This window comes from Paraburkholderia guartelaensis, from assembly GCF_004353905.1.
Taxonomy (GTDB): domain Bacteria; phylum Pseudomonadota; class Gammaproteobacteria; order Burkholderiales; family Burkholderiaceae; genus Paraburkholderia; species Paraburkholderia guartelaensis.
On record NZ_SMOD01000005.1, the window covers coordinates 248,935 to 266,489 of the forward strand.

The 17,555-nt window shown below is 65.6% G+C and carries 19 protein-coding genes; 8 read left to right on the forward strand and 11 right to left on the reverse strand.

Features of this window, described 5'->3' with window-relative positions; genetic code table 11:
- Positions 1 to 87: 87 nt before the first annotated feature.
- Complete coding sequence (locus tag E1N52_RS08950; RefSeq protein ID WP_133182023.1) at positions 88 to 1,170, reverse strand: glycosyltransferase family 9 protein; 1,083 nt, start codon at positions 1,168 to 1,170, stop codon at positions 88 to 90.
- A gap of 378 nt (positions 1,171 to 1,548) precedes the next feature.
- Between E1N52_RS08950 and E1N52_RS08955 the strand changes: the two genes are divergently transcribed.
- Complete coding sequence (locus E1N52_RS08955) at positions 1,549 to 2,475, forward strand: glycosyltransferase family 2 protein (RefSeq protein ID WP_133182025.1); 927 nt, start codon at positions 1,549 to 1,551, stop codon at positions 2,473 to 2,475.
- A 178-nt stretch (positions 2,476 to 2,653) separates the two neighbouring features.
- Positions 2,654 to 2,971: a DUF4148 domain-containing protein gene (locus E1N52_RS08960; protein WP_028205724.1), complete on the forward strand. Its 318-nt coding sequence runs from the start codon at positions 2,654 to 2,656 to the stop codon at positions 2,969 to 2,971.
- Positions 2,972 to 3,022: 51 nt separating this feature from the next.
- On the opposite strand, the gene mnmH is transcribed toward E1N52_RS08960, so the two are convergent.
- The 10 genes from mnmH to upp all read right to left on the reverse strand — a co-directional run bounded on the left by mnmH (position 3,023) and on the right by upp (position 12,548).
- Positions 3,023 to 4,123 carry a tRNA 2-selenouridine(34) synthase MnmH gene (mnmH, locus tag E1N52_RS08965; protein ID WP_133182027.1) on the reverse strand — a complete coding sequence of 367 codons (1,101 nt, stop codon included), beginning with the start codon at positions 4,121 to 4,123 and terminating at the stop codon, positions 3,023 to 3,025.
- A 36-nt stretch (positions 4,124 to 4,159) separates the two neighbouring features.
- Complete coding sequence (gene rng / locus E1N52_RS08970) at positions 4,160 to 5,629, reverse strand: ribonuclease G (RefSeq protein WP_133182029.1); 1,470 nt, start codon at positions 5,627 to 5,629, stop codon at positions 4,160 to 4,162.
- An 8-nt stretch (positions 5,630 to 5,637) separates the two neighbouring features.
- Positions 5,638 to 6,261 carry a Maf family protein gene (locus E1N52_RS08975; RefSeq protein ID WP_133182031.1) on the reverse strand — a complete coding sequence of 208 codons (624 nt, stop codon included), beginning with the start codon at positions 6,259 to 6,261 and terminating at the stop codon, positions 5,638 to 5,640.
- 135 nt (positions 6,262 to 6,396) lie between these two features.
- Positions 6,397 to 6,867 (reverse strand): 23S rRNA (pseudouridine(1915)-N(3))-methyltransferase RlmH, encoded by a 471-nt coding sequence (gene rlmH, locus E1N52_RS08980; RefSeq protein WP_110856386.1) that lies wholly within the window; start codon positions 6,865 to 6,867, stop codon positions 6,397 to 6,399.
- Positions 6,868 to 6,903: 36 nt separating this feature from the next.
- Positions 6,904 to 7,371: a ribosome silencing factor gene (gene rsfS / locus E1N52_RS08985; protein WP_133182033.1), complete on the reverse strand. Its 468-nt coding sequence runs from the start codon at positions 7,369 to 7,371 to the stop codon at positions 6,904 to 6,906.
- Positions 7,372 to 7,373: 2 nt separating this feature from the next.
- Entirely contained in the window at positions 7,374 to 8,117 is a 744-nt protein-coding gene (locus E1N52_RS08990) for a nicotinate-nucleotide adenylyltransferase (RefSeq protein WP_133182035.1), read from the reverse strand.
- A 4-nt stretch (positions 8,118 to 8,121) separates the two neighbouring features.
- Positions 8,122 to 9,057 carry an oxygen-dependent coproporphyrinogen oxidase gene (gene hemF, locus E1N52_RS08995; protein ID WP_133182037.1) on the reverse strand — a complete coding sequence of 312 codons (936 nt, stop codon included), beginning with the start codon at positions 9,055 to 9,057 and terminating at the stop codon, positions 8,122 to 8,124.
- Positions 9,058 to 9,406: 349 nt separating this feature from the next.
- Positions 9,407 to 10,681: a phosphoribosylamine--glycine ligase gene (purD, locus tag E1N52_RS09000; RefSeq protein WP_133182039.1), complete on the reverse strand. Its 1,275-nt coding sequence runs from the start codon at positions 10,679 to 10,681 to the stop codon at positions 9,407 to 9,409.
- 123 nt (positions 10,682 to 10,804) lie between these two features.
- Positions 10,805 to 11,533 (reverse strand): YebC/PmpR family DNA-binding transcriptional regulator, encoded by a 729-nt coding sequence (locus E1N52_RS09005; RefSeq protein WP_112174299.1) that lies wholly within the window; start codon positions 11,531 to 11,533, stop codon positions 10,805 to 10,807.
- 364 nt (positions 11,534 to 11,897) lie between these two features.
- Positions 11,898 to 12,548 carry a uracil phosphoribosyltransferase gene (gene upp / locus E1N52_RS09010; RefSeq protein WP_133182041.1) on the reverse strand — a complete coding sequence of 217 codons (651 nt, stop codon included), beginning with the start codon at positions 12,546 to 12,548 and terminating at the stop codon, positions 11,898 to 11,900.
- Between the two features lie 372 nt (positions 12,549 to 12,920).
- Between upp and E1N52_RS09015 the strand changes: the two genes are divergently transcribed.
- The 6 genes from E1N52_RS09015 (at position 12,921) to kdpA (ending at position 17,548) form a co-directional block, all read left to right on the forward strand.
- Positions 12,921 to 13,700, forward strand: a complete 780-nt coding sequence (locus tag E1N52_RS09015) for an SDR family oxidoreductase (protein WP_133182043.1) — start codon at positions 12,921 to 12,923, stop codon at positions 13,698 to 13,700.
- 113 nt (positions 13,701 to 13,813) lie between these two features.
- Entirely contained in the window at positions 13,814 to 14,203 is a 390-nt protein-coding gene (locus E1N52_RS09020) for a methylglyoxal synthase (RefSeq protein ID WP_133182045.1), read from the forward strand.
- Positions 14,204 to 14,295: 92 nt separating this feature from the next.
- Positions 14,296 to 15,270 carry a quinone oxidoreductase family protein gene (locus E1N52_RS09025; RefSeq protein WP_133182047.1) on the forward strand — a complete coding sequence of 325 codons (975 nt, stop codon included), beginning with the start codon at positions 14,296 to 14,298 and terminating at the stop codon, positions 15,268 to 15,270.
- Between the two features lie 264 nt (positions 15,271 to 15,534).
- Positions 15,535 to 15,657, forward strand: a complete 123-nt coding sequence (locus E1N52_RS09030) for a potassium ABC transporter ATPase (protein ID WP_069265305.1) — start codon at positions 15,535 to 15,537, stop codon at positions 15,655 to 15,657.
- Positions 15,654 to 15,746 carry a K(+)-transporting ATPase subunit F gene (gene kdpF, locus E1N52_RS09035; protein WP_027819619.1) on the forward strand — a complete coding sequence of 31 codons (93 nt, stop codon included), beginning with the start codon at positions 15,654 to 15,656 and terminating at the stop codon, positions 15,744 to 15,746. The genes E1N52_RS09030 and kdpF overlap by 4 nt, the downstream gene beginning before the upstream one ends.
- Positions 15,743 to 17,548, forward strand: a complete 1,806-nt coding sequence (gene kdpA / locus E1N52_RS09040; RefSeq protein ID WP_133182048.1) for a potassium-transporting ATPase subunit KdpA — start codon at positions 15,743 to 15,745, stop codon at positions 17,546 to 17,548. The genes kdpF and kdpA overlap by 4 nt, the downstream gene beginning before the upstream one ends.
- The last annotated feature ends 7 nt before the right edge of the window (positions 17,549 to 17,555 follow it).

Here is a 17,555-nt window from a genome sequence, read left to right on the forward strand (position 1 = left end):
ATGACGCGGCGCGTGAGTTCGAGCGCGCCGCGCGCATGCAGGCGCGCCGACGCGCCGCGTGGGCCTAAGCCGCTACATTTGGCGATATCAGGCGGCGGCGGGCGCTGCCTCGGGTGCGCGAGCCGCGAGTTGGCGCAGCACCGCGCCCACGAGTTGCGCAGGCGGGATGGTGTCCACGTTGCCGGTGCCCTGCAGGCCGATGGATCGGCAGGCTTCGGTCAAGCGCAGAAACGGCGGCTCCTGATGCCGGAACAGCGAGACGCTGGGCGTTTGCGTGGTGTGGGCGACGTGCATCAGTCCGCCGTCCGCGCCCACGAACAGTTCGGCGTGCGCAACGATCTCGCGCGCCTGAAGGAACGCGAGCTTGCCGGTCAGGGAGCGAATGCGCACGTTGGCGGGTGCGCTCGCGCACAACTGCTCCGCGATTTGCGTGCCGTTGTCCGAGCCGAGTACGACGATTTCCTTCGCGGCGCCCGCGTTGTCGTACTTGCTCAACAATTCGATGACTTCGGACCAGCGGTTGTAGGTACGATCGGGGTCCACGCCGCCCGCCGCGATCGCGATGAACGGGCGCGCAGGCAAGAGGCCGCGCACCGACTCGCGTGTCGCCGGCTTGCTGGCAAGATAGGGCTTGCTGATCGCGGCGAGCGTGTCGGCGTCGTGGCCGAGCGAGAACACGTCGTTGACGCTCGCGAAGCTGAAGCAGGTCTGGTTGCGGTCGGGACCGTTGAAGTAGCGGAAGAGGCCCGCGTACGGCAGGTTCGCGAAGTAGCGGGTCTTGATGCGAATCGAGGGCAGGTTGTACTCGGAGAGCAGGATTGCGTCGTAGCGGCTCGCATCGACCTCTTCCGGGGCGCCGTAGACCTTGCCGAACACGTCGTCTTCGTTGAAAAGCGGCACCAGCGACGGCAGCGCGAGCAGATCGACGCGCATGCCGAGGCCCTTGAGCAGCGCGCGGCCGGCCATGTCCATCGTCGCGTCGCCGAAGTTGCGTTTGGCGTAGACCCAGAGGATGCGCTGCGATGTGTCCAGATGCGCCTGTTCGAGGCGCATCTGGCGGTGCGCCCTCAGAAGAAACTGCTTGTGCAGGTATTTCTTCGCGATCTTGATGCGGCTGGTGCTGCGAAGAAACGGCTCCGGCTCGTAAGGCACGCCCTGGTAGGGGATCATGCAGGACCGCGAAACGGCGCGATCGAGCCAGCTTGCTGGCGAAACCCACGAAGTGTTCGAGTTGGTCTGCTGAAACACGAGTCTACTTGCTCTTCAAGATAACCTCTTATTATCACACGATAATGGCTCGCGCGCTTCACGAAGAATCAGGGACGGCTGCATTGGCGGGCACTGCAGGGTACGAACTTCCGCGGCGAGTTCGGGTAAGAAGAATGTATGCGTACAATATCGCGTTTCTCGTCATGCTTCGCACCCAAAAAGCCGCGTAGTCAGGACGTTATGAAAGAACCCGTTTTTCTACGCGTCCGTGCTGACCGCCTTCGAAGCGATCACGGAACGCGGGGATGCCAAATCTGACCCTTTCTAGGGCAAACCTTCATGTTCAGCATTCTGATCCCGACCTGGAATAACCTGCCGTACCTCAAGCTGTGCGTCGACAGCATCCGGCGCCATTCTTCGTTCGAGCACGAGATTCTCGTCCATGTGAACGACGGCAGCGACGGCACGCTCGACTGGGTCCGCGAACAGGGCATCCGCCATACGTGGAGCAAGGGGAACGTGGGCGTCTGCCTCGCCGTGAACGACGTGGCGCGCCTTGCCACGACCGAGTGGATCCTGTTCATGAACGACGACATGTTCTGCACGCCCGGTTGGGATTCGGCCTTCGTCGATGCATTGCGCGAAATCGGCCCGGCGCCTGCCTATCTCGCCTCGCAGATCATCGAGCCGACCGACACTGGCAACAACCTCGTGACGGTCGCCCACTTCGGCACGGGTCCTGCCGACTTCAATGAGGCCGGGCTGCTCGAATTCGCCGCGAAGATGAACACTGCGGACCGGAACGGCATCGCGCTGCAGCCGACGCTCGTGAGCCGCGAACTTTGGCTGCGCGTGGGTGGCTATAGCATCGAGTTCGGGCCAGGCATGAGCAGCGACGACGACTTCCTGATGAAGCTCTGGCTGATCGGCTGCCGCACGTTCCGCTCGGTAGGCGCGAGCCGTATCTACCATTTCGGCTGCCGTACGACGGGACGCATTCGCCGCAATCGCGGCGGCCGCGAATTCCTCCTGAAGTGGGGCGTGACGCAGCGCGACTTCAAGTACAACTACATGGCCCGCACGGCCGATGCCGCGCCGGGCACGCTTCCCAACGTGCCGCGGCCCAACTTCGTGAGCCGCCTCAAGCGGGTGATCTACGCGTTCGGCCTTTACCCGACTCAGGATCTCGAAGCGTGGGAGCCCGATCTGCCCGCGCAACTCCAGCACACCGCTTCGTTGACTGAAAACGCCACGCCGCGCCAGTAATCGCGCCAACGCCGACGGCGCCCTGCGGCGCCGGATCGCGCGCACTTTGCCTCGAATTGGAACAGTGCCTTAGGATTCTAGGGGTTAACCCTAGGGATTCGTGAGCATACGATGCGTACATCGGTCGCATGCACACACAGTCGCACGTCGACCGCCAATCCAACTGGAGGTCGTTTCCATGAAGTCCCTGATTCAAGCCGTTGCCGTCGCCGCCGTTCTTGCCGCTGCCGCACTTCCCACCGCTTCGTTTGCGCAGTCGCACTCGACCATCACCCGCGCCCAGGTGCGCGCCGAACTCGTGCAACTTCAGCAGGTGGGCTACCGCGTCGGCGATGGCGACAACGCCCACTATCCCGAAGCCATTCAGGCCGCCCAGGCGAAGGTCGCCGCGTTGAATGGCGCAAACAGCAGCTACGGCGGCGTGGCGAACGCGTCGCAATCGGGCGGCCGCGCTACGGTTTCGCCTGAAGACTGGAACGCGATGTACTCGCGCTAAGCCGTCGCGGCGCGCACTGTTTGTGAAGTGCGCGAAGTGGAAGGGGAGACGTCAGACGGCGCGAGGCGCTTCGGCTTCGCTGCCCGCAGGTTCTGCGGCGTACGACGTTTCCTCCAACTGCGCGAGCAGCGCGCGGGCTTGCACGAGCGTGTCGCCCTTCATCGGCTGAAACGCGAAGTGCAGCGATTTTTCGAGCTTCGCGAAGTTGCGCCGCGTGCTGCGCGTGTAGGCGGGATCGTAGTGCTGCGCGACGAGCGCCTCGTAAAGCGCCGCTCTCCGATCTTCGTCGAGCAGCTTGCACCACGATTCGATACGCTCGCGCCCGTGCAGCGGCGTGAGCTTGTTCAGCTGCTCGCGGAAATAGGTACGTTCATCAAACAAATGCCCGTACTCCTCGAGCAGCAAGTCGATGCGTTCTTTACGCGCGACATCGAGTACGACACAAGGCGCGGCATGCAGACGTTCGACGAGCGCGGGTGGCAGCGTGATGACGCCGATGCGCCGGCTCTCGGCCTCGACAAACACGGGGCGCGCGGCGTCGAAACCGCGCAGCGTCTGCACGAGCGCCGTATCGAACGACTTCTGCGACGGTTGCGCCCGCTCGGGCAGCGCGCCCAGCAACGAACCGCGATGCGCAGCGAGCCCTTCGAGATCGAGCATCTGCGCGTTCGCTTGTCCCAGCGCCTTCAACAGGCGTGTCTTGCCGCTGCCGGTCGGCCCGGCCACCACGATATAGCGAAATCCTTCAGGCAGCGTGCCAAGCGCTTCCACGACCGTATGCCGGTACGCCTTGTATCCGCCGTCAAGTTGACGCGCGCGCCAGCCGATCATGTTGAACCACGCCGTCATCGAGCCGGAACGCTTGCCGCCGCGCCAGCAGTAGATAAGCGGGCGCCAGTTGCGTGGACGGTCGGCGAACAGCGTGTCGAGATGCATGGCGATATTGCGCGCCACCATGGCCGCGCCCACGCGCGTCGCCTCGAAGGGCGACTCCTTGTACATGGTCCCGACGATCACGCGCTCTTCGTTGCTGAGCACGGGCGCGTTGATCGCGCCGGGTACGTGGTCCTCGGCATATTCGAGCGGCGTTCGTACGTCGACGATCTCGTCGAATTCGCCGATCTGTTCAATGGTGACGCGCTGGTGATTCAACTGCGATGCTCCGGTGATGCCTGCACACGCGTCGCGCTACATGAGCACGATGTCGTACTGTTCCTGACTCAAATTCGATTCCACCTGCAACGAAACCGGCTTGCCGATGAAGTCGATCAACATGGCGAGATGCTGCGACTCTTCCTCGAGAAAGAGGTCGATGACCTGCTGTGAAGCGACCACGCGAAACTCGCGCGGATTGAACTGCCGCGACTCGCGCAGAATTTCACGCAGCACGTCGTAGCAAACGGTGCGTGCGGTCTTCACCTGGCCTTTGCCGAGACAAGTCGGGCAAGGCTCGCACAGCACGTGCGCAAGCGATTCGCGCGTGCGCTTGCGCGTCATCTCCACAAGGCCCAACTGCGAGAAGCCGTTCACGGTCACACGCGTGCGGTCGCGCGAAAGCGCCTTCTTCAGCTCGCCGAGCACCTGGTCGCGATGCTCGACGTTCTCCATGTCGATGAAGTCGATGATGATCACGCCGCCCAGATTGCGCAGACGCAATTGCCGCGCGATCGTATGCGCCGCTTCGAGATTCGTCTTGAAGATCGTGTCGTCGAAGTTGCGCGCGCCGACGTAGCCGCCCGTGTTCACGTCGATGGTCGTCATCGCCTCGGTCTGGTCGATCACGAGGTAGCCGCCCGACTTGAGGTCCACCCGGCGCGAGAGCGCGCGCTGGATCTCGGCCTCGATGTTGTAGAGATCGAAGAGCGGCCGCTCGCCCGAATAGTGATGCAGCTTCGGCAGCACGGCGGGCGTGAATTCGGTCGCGAACTCGGTAAGCTTCTGGAACGTTTCGCGCGAATCGACCTGAATACGCGAGGTCTCGTCGTTCACGAAGTCGCGCAGCACGCGCTGCGAGAGATTCAGGTCTTGATAAAGCAGGCTCGTGGCGGGCACGCGCTGCGCCTGAGCGAGTATCGTCGCCCACGTTTTGCGCAGATACGCGACGTCCGCCGCAAGCTCTTCGCTCGTGGCGTCTTCGGCGATCGTGCGCACGATATAGCCGCCTTTTTCGTCGGCGGGCAGCACGGCCGTGAGGCGCGCGCGCACCGCTTCGCGCTCGGCCTCGCTCTCGATCTTCTGCGAGATGCCGATGTGCGGTTCCTGCGGCAAATAGACCAGCGTGCGCCCCGCAATGCTCACCTGCGTGGAAAGGCGCGCGCCCTTCGTGCCGATCGGATCCTTCACGACCTGCACCATGAGCGTTTGCCCTTCGAACACGGTCTTTTCGATGGGCTGATGATGCACGGGCGCATGCGCTTCGCCGGCGATGCGCGGATGCCAGATATCGGCCACATGAAGGAACGCGGCGCGCTCGAGTCCGATGTCGATGAACGCGGACTGCATGCCCGGCAGCACGCGCACGACCTTGCCGAGATAGACGTTGCCGACGCGCCCGCGCGACAGCGTGCGCTCGACGTGAAGCTCCTGTACTGCGCCTTGCTGGACCAATGCGACGCGCGTCTCCTGGGGCGTGACGTTGATCAGGATTTCTTCGTTCATGATTTGTTCTAGAAGTCGATGCCCGCGGCGCGCAGGAGGGCGGCCGTTTCGAATAGTGGCAAACCCATGATACCCGAATAGGACCCGTCGATTCGCTCGACGAATTCCGCCGCGCGGCCCTGTATGCCGTATGCGCCGGCCTTGCCGAACGGCTCGCCGCTCGCCACGTAGCGCGCGATCGCAGCGGGCATCGCTGGGGCAAAACGCACGTGCGAACGCGAGACCGCGACGGGCAGGCACACCCCTTCGGCGTTGACTACGGCCACCGCCGTGAGCACTTCGTGCTCGCGTCCGGCGAGGCGCTCGAGCATCGCATAGGCTTCGGCTGCATCGTGCGGCTTGCCGAGAATATGGCCGTCGATGGAGACCGTGGTGTCGGCGGTGAGAATCGGCGCGTGCTTGTGCGAGCCTGCGACAAGACGCGCGCGGGCGGCGTCGGCCTTCGCGGCGCACACGCGCTCGACATAGACAGCGGCTTGCTCGCCGGGCAGCACGGTTTCGAGCGCTTCGGCGTCTTCGTCAGGGCGCGGCAGCAGCAGCTCGAAGCGCACGCCGAGCTGTTGCAGCAGCTCCTGGCGCCGCGGGCTTTGCGAGGCGAGATAGACGAACGGATAGGGCGCGTTGGTGGGCATCGGAGCGTCTTTGTCGTTACGGACTTCGGGTTGACGTGCGCGCCTGCCATTTCGGGCGCAAGCGGGGCTCGAGTGGGGCGCAAGCTGCGCGCAGGCGCACGACGAAAAGCGGCGCGAGCGCGCTCTATCCCTGCATCACACGCGATGATAGGGGTGATTCTGCGTGATGGTCCACGCGCGGTAAAGCTGCTCGGCAAGCAGCACGCGCACCATCGCGTGCGGCAGCGTGAGGGAGGACAGGCGCAAGAGCGTGTCGGCGCGCGACTTGAGTTCGGGGTCGAGGCCGTCCGCGCCGCCGATCAGGAACGCCACGTCGCGGCCGTCCTGCTGCCAGAGCGGCAGCGCACGGGCGAGCTGCATCGTGGTCCAGTCCTTGCCGCGTTCGTCGAGCGCGACGATGCGCGCATTCTTCGGCAGCGCGGCCTCGATACGCGTGCGCTCGGCCGCCATGACGCTCTCGGCGGAGCGGCCTGACGAGCGCTGCTCGGGCTTCACCTCGCGCAGTTCGATGCGCAGCTCCGGCGGCATGCGCTTCGTATATTCCTCGAAGCCCTCTGCGATCCAGTCCGGCATCTTGTGGCCGACGGCGACGATATGCAGTTTCATCGTGCGGGACGATTGTCGTTCGCGAGCGCGCTGCGCTTACTTCGCGGTTTTACGCGCGGCGCTTTTGCGCGCGGGCTTCTTCACGGCCGGCGCGGCTTCTTCGTCTTCGTCCTCGTCGTCGATCGGTTCGCTCGGGCGCGCGCCCACGAAGCCCGTATTGGCCGCGAGTTTCACGCGCACCGGCTTGTCGCCCCAGATTTCCTCGAGGTTGTAGTACTGGCGCAGCGCGGGCTGGAGGATGTGGACGACTGCGTCGCCGCAATCCACGAGCACCCATTCGCCGATGTCCTCGCCTTCCGTGCTCACGATGTCGCCGCCGGCTTCCTTGACCTTTTCGCGCACGCTGTTGGCGAGTGCCTTGGTCTGGCGGTTCGAGGTGCCGCTCGCAACGACCACGCGGTCGAACAGCTCGGTCAGATGGCTCGTGTTGAAGACGCGGATGTCTTGTGCCTTGACGTCTTCGAGACCGTCGACGATGGCGCGTTGAAGTTTGCGGATGTCCATAGTTACCCGTGATGCAGATAGAGATGATGTTGAAGGATATAGTCCCACACGGCCGCGGGAAGCTTGTCGGCGGCGGTGCCGCGACGTTGCCCGCTTGCCACGCAGGCCGGCAGGTCGCGCCGGATTTCGGTCGCCGAAACGTCGAGCGCGAGCGTTTCGTCGACCAGCAAGTGGCCGTACGGCGTGGTCGCAAGCGCGGCGGCGCTTGCGCGGCGGGCAGCGGCTTCGCGCGCGACTTCGGGCGGCAGCGCCGCGAAGTCGTCGTCAAAGCCGAAGCCGGGGCGGCTCGCCACGGCCAGATGCGCGAGCGAAAAAAGCTCGCGCCATTCGTGCCACGAATCGAGGTGCAGCAGTTGATCGGCGCCCATTAACAGCGTGAGCGCCGCTTGCGCGTTAGTCTCGCGGCCGTCGACGTCGCGCCGCGCGCGCCAGCGGCGCAGCGTTTCGACCGTGTAGGTCGGGCCGTTGTGCTCGATTTCGTCGGCATCCACCGTCACCGTCACACCCGGCAGCGCGAGCGAGGCAGCGGCGGCACGCGTCATGGCGAGCCGATGCTGCGCCGCGGTCACGCCCGGCTTTTGCCACGGTTGTCCGGCGGGCAGCAGGATCAGCTCGTTCAGGCCCAGCACGCGCGCAAAATGGCGCGCGAGCGCAAGGTGGCCCTCGTGGATCGGATCGAACGTGCCGCCTAGCAGCCCGACGCGCCGTTCGAGCGCGTTGGGCGGGACGGTGAAAGCGTGCGTCACGGCGTCAGACCCAGTCGCGCACGGGCAGGAAGTCGCTGTAGAGGCGCGCTTCCGGCGTGCCCGGCTGCGGGTGCCAGTTGTAGCGCCAGGTCGCGCCCGGCGGCATCGACATGAGGATCGATTCCGTGCGGCCGCCGCTTTGCAGGCCGAAATGCGTGCCGCGGTCCCAGACCAGATTGAATTCGACGTAGCGACCGCGCCGGTACGCCTGGAACTCGCGCTCGGCTTCGCCGTAGGGCGTCGCACGACGCTTTTCGATGATCGGCAGATACGCCTTCAGGAAACCGTCGCCCACGCTCCTGAGCATGGCGAACGCTTCGTCGAAGCCGCCAGTGGCGTAATCGTCGAAGAAAATGCCGCCCACGCCGCGCGCTTCGTTGCGGTGCTTCAGGAAAAAGTAGTCGTCGCACCAGCGCTTGAAGCGCGGGTACAGGTCCTCGCCATAGGGGGCGAGCGCATCGCGGCACACGCCGTGGAAGTGCTGCGCGTCTTCCTCGAAGCCGTAAAAGGGCGTGAGGTCCATGCCGCCGCCGAACCAGAACACCGGCGCCTCGCCCGCCTTGGTGGCGAGCAGCATGCGCACGTTCATGTGCACGGTCGGGCAATACGGATTGCGCGGATGCAGCACGAGCGAAACCCCCATCGCCTCGAAGCCGCGGCCGTTCAGTTCGGGGCGCGCCGCCGTTGCCGAGGGCGGCAAGGCGTCGCCCGAAACGTCGGAAAAGCCGATGCCCCCGCGCTCGAAGAACTCGCCGCCTTCGATGATGCGCGTGCAACCGCCGCCGCGCAGCTTCTCGCCGGGCCCGCGTTGCCAGTTGTCGGTGGCGAACGGCTTGCCGTCGAAGGCGCCGAGCGTGTCGGCGATCTGCGTCTGCAGGCCGGCCAGCCAGGCGCGGACGGCGGCGCTGTCGGGGTAGGCGCTGTTAGGGGTGTCGGTCATCGATGAAATGGGGACGGCAGCGCTCGGGCGCTGGAACCGGTTATTCGTCGGGTTATGCGTTGGGTTACTCGGATAGACCGCCCGGGGCGGCCTGACAGCGGCAGTGTAGCGCCGATTGGCGCGACGTCCGGCGCCAACGGTGGCCGCGCGGGCTGCGTGTCGCGCGCTCAGGGCGCTGCGTGGTTCGGCTCGCGGCGGACGTCTTTGCTGCGCGCGTGAGCGGTCAGGCGAAAAAGCCGTGAGAGCGCCGTTGCGTGGGGGCCACGGCGAGCGGCCGCGCGGCTCTCGCATGGCCGCTCGCTTCCTTTGGGGCCGCATCGAAGCGGGCGGCCCCAGGAAAGCGCTGCGCTTACTGCTTGCGCCCAGCGGCGCGATAGCCGATGTCGTTGCGATACTGCATGCCGTCGAACGAGATGCGGTTGACGGTCTCGTACGCCACGTTCTGCGCGCTGCGCACCGAATCGGCGAGACCCACCACGCACAGCACGCGGCCGCCCGAGGTCACGAGCTTGCCGTCCACCATCTGCGTGCCCGCATGGAACGTCACCGAATCGTCGGCTTCGGCGGGGATGTCGCTGATGCGGTCGCCCTTGCGCGGCGTTTCCGGATAGTTGTGCGCGGCGAGCACGACGCCAAGCGCCGTGCGGCGGTCCCAGTCGAGTTCGACCTGGTTGAGCGTGCCGGCAATGGCGTGTTCCACGACCTTCGAGAAGTCGCCCTTCAGGCGCGCCATGATCGGCTGCGTTTCCGGGTCGCCCATGCGGCAGTTGAATTCGAGCGTCTTCGGGTTGCCCTGCGCGTCGATCATCAGGCCGGCGTAGAGGAAGCCCGTGTAGCGGATGCCTTCCTTTTCCATGCCCGCCACGGTCGGCAGGATGATTTCGCGCATCACGCGTGCGTGCAGCTGCGGCGTGACGATGGGCGCGGGCGAGTAGGCGCCCATGCCGCCCGTGTTCGGGCCCTGGTCGCCGTCCTGCAGCCGCTTGTGGTCCTGGCTCGAGGCGAGCGCGAGCACGTGCTTGCCGTCCACCATGACGATGAAGCTCGCTTCCTCGCCCGCGAGGAATTCCTCGATCACCACGCGCGCGCCGGCGTCGCCGAGCTTGTTGTCGGCGAGCATCATGTCGATGGCCTGGTGCGCTTCTTCCAGCGACATCGCCACGACCACGCCCTTGCCGGCAGCCAGGCCGTCGGCCTTGATGACGATGGGCGCGCCGTTCTTATCGACGTAGGCGTGCGCCGCCGCGGCGTCCGAGAAGGTCTCGTAGGCCGCGGTCGGGATGTTGTGGCGCTTCATGAACGCCTTGGCGAAGTCCTTCGAGCTTTCGAGCTGCGCGGCTTCCTTCGACGGGCCGAACACCTTCAGGCCACGCTGGCGGAACACGTTGACGATGCCGGCCGCGAGCGGCGCTTCCGGGCCGACCACCGTGAGGGCGACGCCTTCGCGCTCGGCGAAATCGGCGAGCTCGTGGATATCCGTGATGTCGACGTTAGCGAGCCGCTCGTCCTGCGCGGTGCCGCCGTTACCGGGTGCGACGTAGACGAGCTGCACGCGCGGCGACTGCGCGAGCTTCCACGCCAGCGCATGTTCGCGGCCGCCAGAACCGACGACGAGTAACTTCATGAGAATCCCCGAAAGACCTAGACCAGAAACAGTTGCGGCCGGCGCACAGTGCGCCGGCCGTGAAAATCGCGAGCAGGAGGCGGGGCCAAGGCAGACCTCGACGCGGCCTCCCGGGCCGACGCCTTATTCCTCGGCGATCGACGCGTTGGTGTACACATCCTGGACGTCGTCCAGGTTTTCGAGAGCGTCGAGCAGCTTTTGCATCTTCACGGCGTCGTCGCCCGTGAACTCGACCTCGTTCTGCGGCTTCATGGTGACTTCGGCCATTTCCGCCTTGAAGCCTGCGGCTTCGAGCGCGGTCTTCACCTTCGTGAAGTCGAACGGCGGGCAGACCACTTCGATCGAGCCGTCCTCGTTCGTCACGACGTCGTCGGCGCCCGCTTCGAGCGCGGCGTTCATGAGCTCGTCTTCGGGCGTGCCCGGCGCGAACACGAACTGGCCGACGTGATCGAACATGAATGCAACCGAGCCGTCCGTGCCCATGTTGCCGCCGAACTTCGAGAATGCGTGGCGCACTTCCGCGACCGTGCGGGTGCGGTTGTCGGTCATCGTGTCCACGATGACGGCCGCGCCGCCGATGCCGTAGCCTTCGTAGCGGATTTCCTCGTAGTTCGCGCCATCGACGCCGCCCACACCGCGCTGGATGGCGCGGTTGATGTTGTCCTTGGGCATGTTGGCGTCGTACGCCTTGTCGACGGCCAGACGCAGGCGCGGGTTCGTATCGGCATCGCCGCCGCCCATGCGCGCCGCGACCTGGATTTCCTTGATGAGCCGCGTCCAGACCTTGCCGCGCTTCGCGTCAGCAGCAGCCTTCTTGTGCTTGATGTTGGCCCATTTCGAATGACCCGCCATACCTTTCTCCGTCTCACGCGCCATGCGCGTGCAGTGTGCTGTTCTCGTTGCGATGTTCCCGGGCGCGGCCTTCGTGCTTCGCTCGCACGGCGCGCATGATTCTGCGCGCGGCTCGCCCGTAACGCCCGCGCAGCATGATGTGCCGGCAGGGCAGGACGCAGCGCCCTTTCAGGTGGACCTGAATTTTATCACGCCGGGACCGCCCGGCTTCGCCTGCCTACGTGACGAAACGCCAGACGATTGCGAGTTACGCCAGCCGCAGAGGGGGCTAAGGGGGCGGGATCGGGTGCGCTCGCGCAAGGTGGGAAGGGGACGAGGCGGCCGGTTTCCCCCAGCCGCCCCCACGGCAACTGTGGCGCAGCGTTTAGTTCTTCGTGCCGAAGAGCCGGTCGCCGGCGTCACCGAGGCCCGGAATGATGTAGGCGTGCTCGTTCAGATGCGAATCGAGCGACGCGACGTAGAGCTTCACGTCCGGGTGCGCCTTCTGGAACACGTCCACGCCTTCGGGCGCGGCCACCAGCGCGAGGAACAGGATGCGCTCGCCGGGCACGCCGCGGCGCTTGAGTACGTCGATGGCGTGCGCCGCCGAGTAGCCCGTCGCGACCATCGGGTCGCAGAGGATGAAGGTGCGGTCCTCGAGGTCGGGCAGGCGCACGAGATATTCGACCGGGCGATGGTCGTCGGCGCGATACACGCCGATATGGCCGACGCGCGCGGAGGGCACCAGCTCGAGCAGTCCGTCGGACATGCCTACGCCTGCGCGCAGCACCGGCACGATGGCGAGCTTCTTGCCCGCGATCACCGGCGCATCGATTTCGACGAGCGGTGTCTGCACGCGGCGCGACGCGACCGGCAGCTCGCGCGTGATTTCATAGCCCATCAGCAGCGTGATCTCGCGCAGCAGCTCGCGGAACGTGCGCGTGGACGTGTCCTTGTCGCGCATATGCGTGAGCTTGTGCTGGATCAGCGGGTGATCGAGGATGAAGAGATTCGGAAAACGGCTGTCCTGTTTCATGGCGGGGCGCACGAGGCTGCAAGGGAATCGGAGAATCGGTCGTGCCGCTGCCGCGCGAGCCCGGAGCTCACGCCCGGGTTGTGCGGTTGCGGCGAGCACGGCCCGCCGCGCGCGGCAAGCGCTCGAGGCTTGCGGGGGCGCCGGGCCGCGCTACAGCCGCAAGTATACGGTAAGCACGCACGCATCGGCGCGCGTATGGCGCGATGCGACGCTGCTTCGCGAACCACTTGCGGGGCCTCGCGCCGTCGGCCTTCCACGCGCCGCGCCCGATTCTTCTAGAATCCCAAAAAGGTCGCAGGGCGGGGCGGCGCAAGGCCTGGCCGTGTCCGCCCTGTCACAGGACGGTCATCCACGCAAAAAGGACACGAAACGATGGACATGGGCATCGCAGGACGCAACGCGCTGGTGTGCGCGGCCAGCAAGGGACTTGGGCGCGGCTGCGCCGAGGCGCTCGCCGCCGAAGGCGTCAACGTGACGATCGTCGCGCGCACCGCGCAGACGCTGGAGGAAACCGCCGCGCATATCCGCAAGAGCACGGGCGTGGACGTCAAGGCGGTGGCCTGCGACATCACGACCGAAGCGGGCCGCGCCGCCGCGCTCGCGGCGTGTCCGTCGCCGGATATCCTGGTGAACAACGCGGGCGGGCCGCCGCCGGGCGACTTCCGCAAGTACACCCATGAGGCGTGGATCGCGGCGCTCGAAGCGAACATGCTCACGCCGATCGCGCTGATCCAGTCGACCATCGACGCCATGATCGCGCGCGGCTTCGGGCGCATCGTCAACATCACGAGCTCCTCGGTGAAGGCGCCGATCGACGTGCTCGGCCTCTCGAACGGCGCGCGCTCGGGCCTCACGGGCTTCGTCGCGGGCGTGGCCCGCCAGGTCGCGGCCACCGGCGTCACGATCAACAACCTGCTGCCGGGCGCGTTCGACACCGACCGCATCCAGGCCACCATCGTCGCGCAGGCGAAGTCGAGCCAGATTTCGGAAGAAGAAGCGCGCACGCGCCGCATGAAGGCGATTCCGGCCGGACGTTTCGGCACGCCCGACGAATTCGGCCGCGCCTGCGCGTTCCTGTGCAGCGTGCACGCGGGCTATATCACCGGGCAGAACTGGCTGATCGACGGCGGGGCTTATCCCGGCACCTACTGATATCGAGTCAGCGTTGGGCAGCCGCGGCGCCTTTGGCGCCGCATCACAATACGCATCACGACACGCATCACGCCAATTAAGCACGCAAACCACACGTCAAGGAGACTTACGCCATGCCAACCCGCGTCGCACTGATCGCGCACGACCACAAGAAGGATGACATCGTCAAGCTGGCGACCGAATACGTCGATACGCTGCGCCACTGCGAGATCATCGCGACCGGCACGACCGGCTCGCGCATCGAGGCCGCGACGGGCGTGAACGTCGAGCGCATGCTCTCGGGCCCGCACGGCGGCGACCTGCAGATCGGCGCGCGGCTCGCGGAAGGCAACGTCGACATCGTGATCTTCCTGCGCGACCCGATGACTCCGCAGCCGCACGAACCCGATATCAACGCACTCGTGCGCGCCTGCGACGTGCACGACGTGCCGTGCGCGACGAACATCTCGACGGCGCGCATGCTGCTCGACGTGCTCACGCTGCGCCAGAAAAACGCGGCCTGAAGCGTGCGTGATGCGTGCGTGAAGTGCGCGGGTAGTGCGCGCCTCGTAGCCCGATTTCAGGAAACCAGCCAGGACAACACCAAGGAGACGTGATGACCAAGGCAATTCGATACGACAAGACCGGCGGCCCCGAAGTGATGAAGTGGGTGGATGTCGACGTGGGCGAGCCGGGCGACGGCGAGGTGCGTTTGCGCCAGGGCGCGTGCGGCCTCAATTACATCGACGTGTATTTCCGCACCGGGCTCTATCCGCAGCCGCTGCCCGCCGGGCTCGGCATGGAGGCGGCCGGCGAGGTGACGGCGGTGGGCCGCGGCGTGAGCGCGCTGAAGGTGGGCGACCGCGTGGCGTATGTCGCGCGCCCGCCGGGTGCCTACGCGCAGGAGCGCGTGCTGCGCGCCGACCAGGTGATCAAGCTGCCCGATTCGATCAGCGACGAAGCGGCCGCATCGATCATGCTGCAGGGCCTCACGGCGCAATACCTGCTGCGCCGCACGTATCGCGTGAAGGCCGGCGACACCATCCTCATCCAGGCGGCGGCGGGCGGCGTGGGCCTGCTCGTGTGCCAGTGGGCGAAGGCGCTGGGCGCGACCGTGATCGGCACCGTGGGTTCGGACGAGAAGGCCGCGATCGCGGAGGCGCACGGCTGCGATCATCCGATCGTCTACACGCGCGAGGACTTCACGGCACGCGTGCGTGAGATCACGAGCGGTGCGGGTGTGCCCGTGGTGTACGACTCGATTGGCAAGGATACCTACACGAAATCGCTCGACTGTCTTGCGCCGCTCGGCATGTTCGTGAGCTTTGGCAATGCTTCGGGGCCGCTGCCGCCGATCGATTCGTCGGAGTTCGCCGGGCGCGGCTCGCTCTTCTTCACGCGCCCGACGCTCTTCACGTATATCGCGAAACGCGCCGACTACGAAGCGATGGCCGCCGAACTCTTCGACGTGGTGTCCTCGGGCAAGGTCAAGACGTCGATCAACCAGCGCTACGCGCTCGAGGACGTCGGGCAGGCTCATGCCGATCTCGAAGCGCGCAAGACCACGGGTTCGACGGTGCTGATCCCGTGACATAAAAATTGATGCACTGCCGCGCCGCATGGGGCATGCCACGGCGCCGGCGCATTGATTCGACCTTTACGTTTCCTGACTCCGTCATGGAGCCCCAAAAGGCGCGCAACGCCAATGTTGCGCGCCTTTTTTCTTTCCGCCCCGTCCCGTGCTCACGCCCGCGTTTACGCGTTTTTTACGCAAGCGCCAAAACCTTTGATCCGGATTTAATGCCTTAGCGGGTAACTTTCTGCCATCCGTCATCCGCGAATGGAGAACACGACAATGGATGTGCTGTATATCGGGGGGCTGGTGGTTTTCGCCGCGCTCACATACGCGTTGATCGCGGGCTGCGAGAAGCTCATGCAGTACCGCCGCGATCAAGGTGCGAAGGGGGTGCGCCCATGACCTGGATCTTCTGGCTATCGGGGGCGGCAACGCTGTTGCTGTTCGTTTATCTCGTCCATGCGCTCCTGCGCGCGGAGGATATCGAATGAACGCCAACAATCTGCTCCAGGCGGGGATTTTCCTCGTCGTCCTGCTCGCGCTCGCGGTGCCCGTCTCGGGCTACATGACGCGCGTGCTCGACGGACGCTCGCGCGTCGTGCGTCTCTTTGCGCCGCTCGAAAACTTCCTCTATCGCATCGCCGGCGTCGATCCGCAGGCCGAGATGAACTGGAAGCGCTATGCGCTCGCCACCATCTCGTTCAACGTGCTCGGCGTGGGCTTTCTTTATGTGCTGCTGCGTATTCAGGGCTGGCTGCCTGGCAACCCGCAGCAGTTTGGCGCGATGACGGTGGACGGCGCGTTCAACACGGCCGTGAGCTTCGTCACCAACACCAACTGGCAGGACTACACGCCCGAGCAAACCGTGAGCTATCTCACGCAGATGCTCGGCCTCACCGTGCAGAACTTCCTGTCGGCGGCGACGGGCATCGTGGTCGTGATCGCGCTGATCCGCGGCTTTGCACGCCACTCGGTGCAGACCATCGGCAACTTCTGGGTCGACCTCACGCGCACGACGCTCTACATCCTCGTGCCGATGTCGGCGATCATCGCTGCGCTCCTGATGAGCCAGGGCATGATCCAGAACTTCAAGGCGTATCAGGACGTGCCGGTGCTGCAAACCACGACCTACGCCGCGCCGAAGCTCGACGCCCAGGGCAACCCGGTGAAGGACGCGAAGGGCAATCCTGAAACGGTGGACACGAAGGTCACGTCGCAGACGCTCGCCATGGGCCCGGTCGCCTCGCAGGTCGCGATCAAGATGCTCGGCACCAACGGCGGCGGCTTCTTTAACGCGAACTCGGCGCATCCGTACGAGAACCCCACGCCGGCCTCGAACGTCATCGAAATGTTGGCGATCCTGATCATCCCGGCCGCACTGTGCCTCGTCTTCGGCAATGTGGTGGGCGACCGCAGGCAGGGCGTCGCGGTGCTCGCGGTGATGACGGTGGCGTTCGCCGTGGCCGTGGGCGGCGTGCTGTCCGCCGAGCAGACGGGCAATCCGATGTTCACGACGCTCAACGTCGACCAGCACGCCAGCGCGCTGCAGGCCGGCGGCAACATGGAAGGCAAGGAAACGCGCTTTGGCATCGCGCAGACGGGCATCTTCGTGGTCGCGACCACGGCGGCTTCGTGCGGCGCCGTGAACGCGGCGCACGACTCGCTCACGCCGCTTGGCGGTCTCGTTCCGATGCTCTTCATCCAGCTCGGCGAGGTGATCTTCGGCGGTGTCGGTTCGGGTCTCTACGGCATGCTCGTGTTCGCACTGCTCGCGGTGTTCGTGGCGGGGCTCATGATCGGCCGCACGCCGGAATATGTCGGCAAGAAGATCGAGTCGTTCGAGATGAAGATGGTTTCGATCGTCGTGCTGCTCACGCCGCTGCTCGTGCTGGTCGGCACCTCGATCGCGGTGCTCGCCGACGCGGGCAAGGCCGGTATCGCCAATCCGGGTGCGCATGGCTTCTCCGAGATCCTGTATGCGTTCAGCTCGGCCGCCAACAACAACGGCAGCGCGTTCGCAGGCCTGACCGTGAACACGCCGTTCTATAACTGGCTGCTCGCCATTGCCATGTGGTTCGGCCGCTTCGGCACCATCATTCCGGTGCTCGCCATCGCGGGTTCGCTCGCAAGCAAGAAGCGTATTGCGGTAACGGGCGGCACGCTGCCCACGCATGGTCCGCTCTTCGTCGTGCTGCTGCTCGGCACGGTGCTGCTGGTCGGTGCGCTCACCTATGTGCCCGCGCTCGCGCTCGGTCCCGGCGTTGAGCATCTGATCATGATGGGCGTGCATTGAACGGGGG

Coding starts and splice junctions, on each gene's coding strand:
- E1N52_RS08950 (WP_133182023.1), bottom strand. CDS start 1,170: ATGATCCCCTACCAGGGCGTGCCTTACGAGCCGGAGCCGTTTCTTCGC.
- E1N52_RS08955 (WP_133182025.1), top strand. CDS start 1,549: ATGTTCAGCATTCTGATCCCGACCTGGAATAACCTGCCGTACCTCAAG.
- E1N52_RS08960 (WP_028205724.1), top strand. CDS start 2,654: ATGAAGTCCCTGATTCAAGCCGTTGCCGTCGCCGCCGTTCTTGCCGCT.
- rng (WP_133182029.1), bottom strand. CDS start 5,629: ATGAACGAAGAAATCCTGATCAACGTCACGCCCCAGGAGACGCGCGTC.
- E1N52_RS08975 (WP_133182031.1), bottom strand. CDS start 6,261: ATGCCCACCAACGCGCCCTATCCGTTCGTCTATCTCGCCTCGCAAAGC.
- rlmH (WP_110856386.1), bottom strand. CDS start 6,867: ATGAAACTGCATATCGTCGCCGTCGGCCACAAGATGCCGGACTGGATC.
- rsfS (WP_133182033.1), bottom strand. CDS start 7,371: ATGGACATCCGCAAACTTCAACGCGCCATCGTCGACGGTCTCGAAGAC.
- hemF (WP_133182037.1), bottom strand. CDS start 9,057: ATGACCGACACCCCTAACAGCGCCTACCCCGACAGCGCCGCCGTCCGC.
- purD (WP_133182039.1), bottom strand. CDS start 10,681: ATGAAGTTACTCGTCGTCGGTTCTGGCGGCCGCGAACATGCGCTGGCG.
- E1N52_RS09005 (WP_112174299.1), bottom strand. CDS start 11,533: ATGGCGGGTCATTCGAAATGGGCCAACATCAAGCACAAGAAGGCTGCT.
- upp (WP_133182041.1), bottom strand. CDS start 12,548: ATGAAACAGGACAGCCGTTTTCCGAATCTCTTCATCCTCGATCACCCG.
- E1N52_RS09015 (WP_133182043.1), top strand. CDS start 12,921: ATGGACATGGGCATCGCAGGACGCAACGCGCTGGTGTGCGCGGCCAGC.
- E1N52_RS09020 (WP_133182045.1), top strand. CDS start 13,814: ATGCCAACCCGCGTCGCACTGATCGCGCACGACCACAAGAAGGATGAC.
- E1N52_RS09025 (WP_133182047.1), top strand. CDS start 14,296: ATGACCAAGGCAATTCGATACGACAAGACCGGCGGCCCCGAAGTGATG.
- E1N52_RS09030 (WP_069265305.1), top strand. CDS start 15,535: ATGGATGTGCTGTATATCGGGGGGCTGGTGGTTTTCGCCGCGCTCACA.
- kdpF (WP_027819619.1), top strand. CDS start 15,654: ATGACCTGGATCTTCTGGCTATCGGGGGCGGCAACGCTGTTGCTGTTC.
- kdpA (WP_133182048.1), top strand. CDS start 15,743: ATGAACGCCAACAATCTGCTCCAGGCGGGGATTTTCCTCGTCGTCCTG.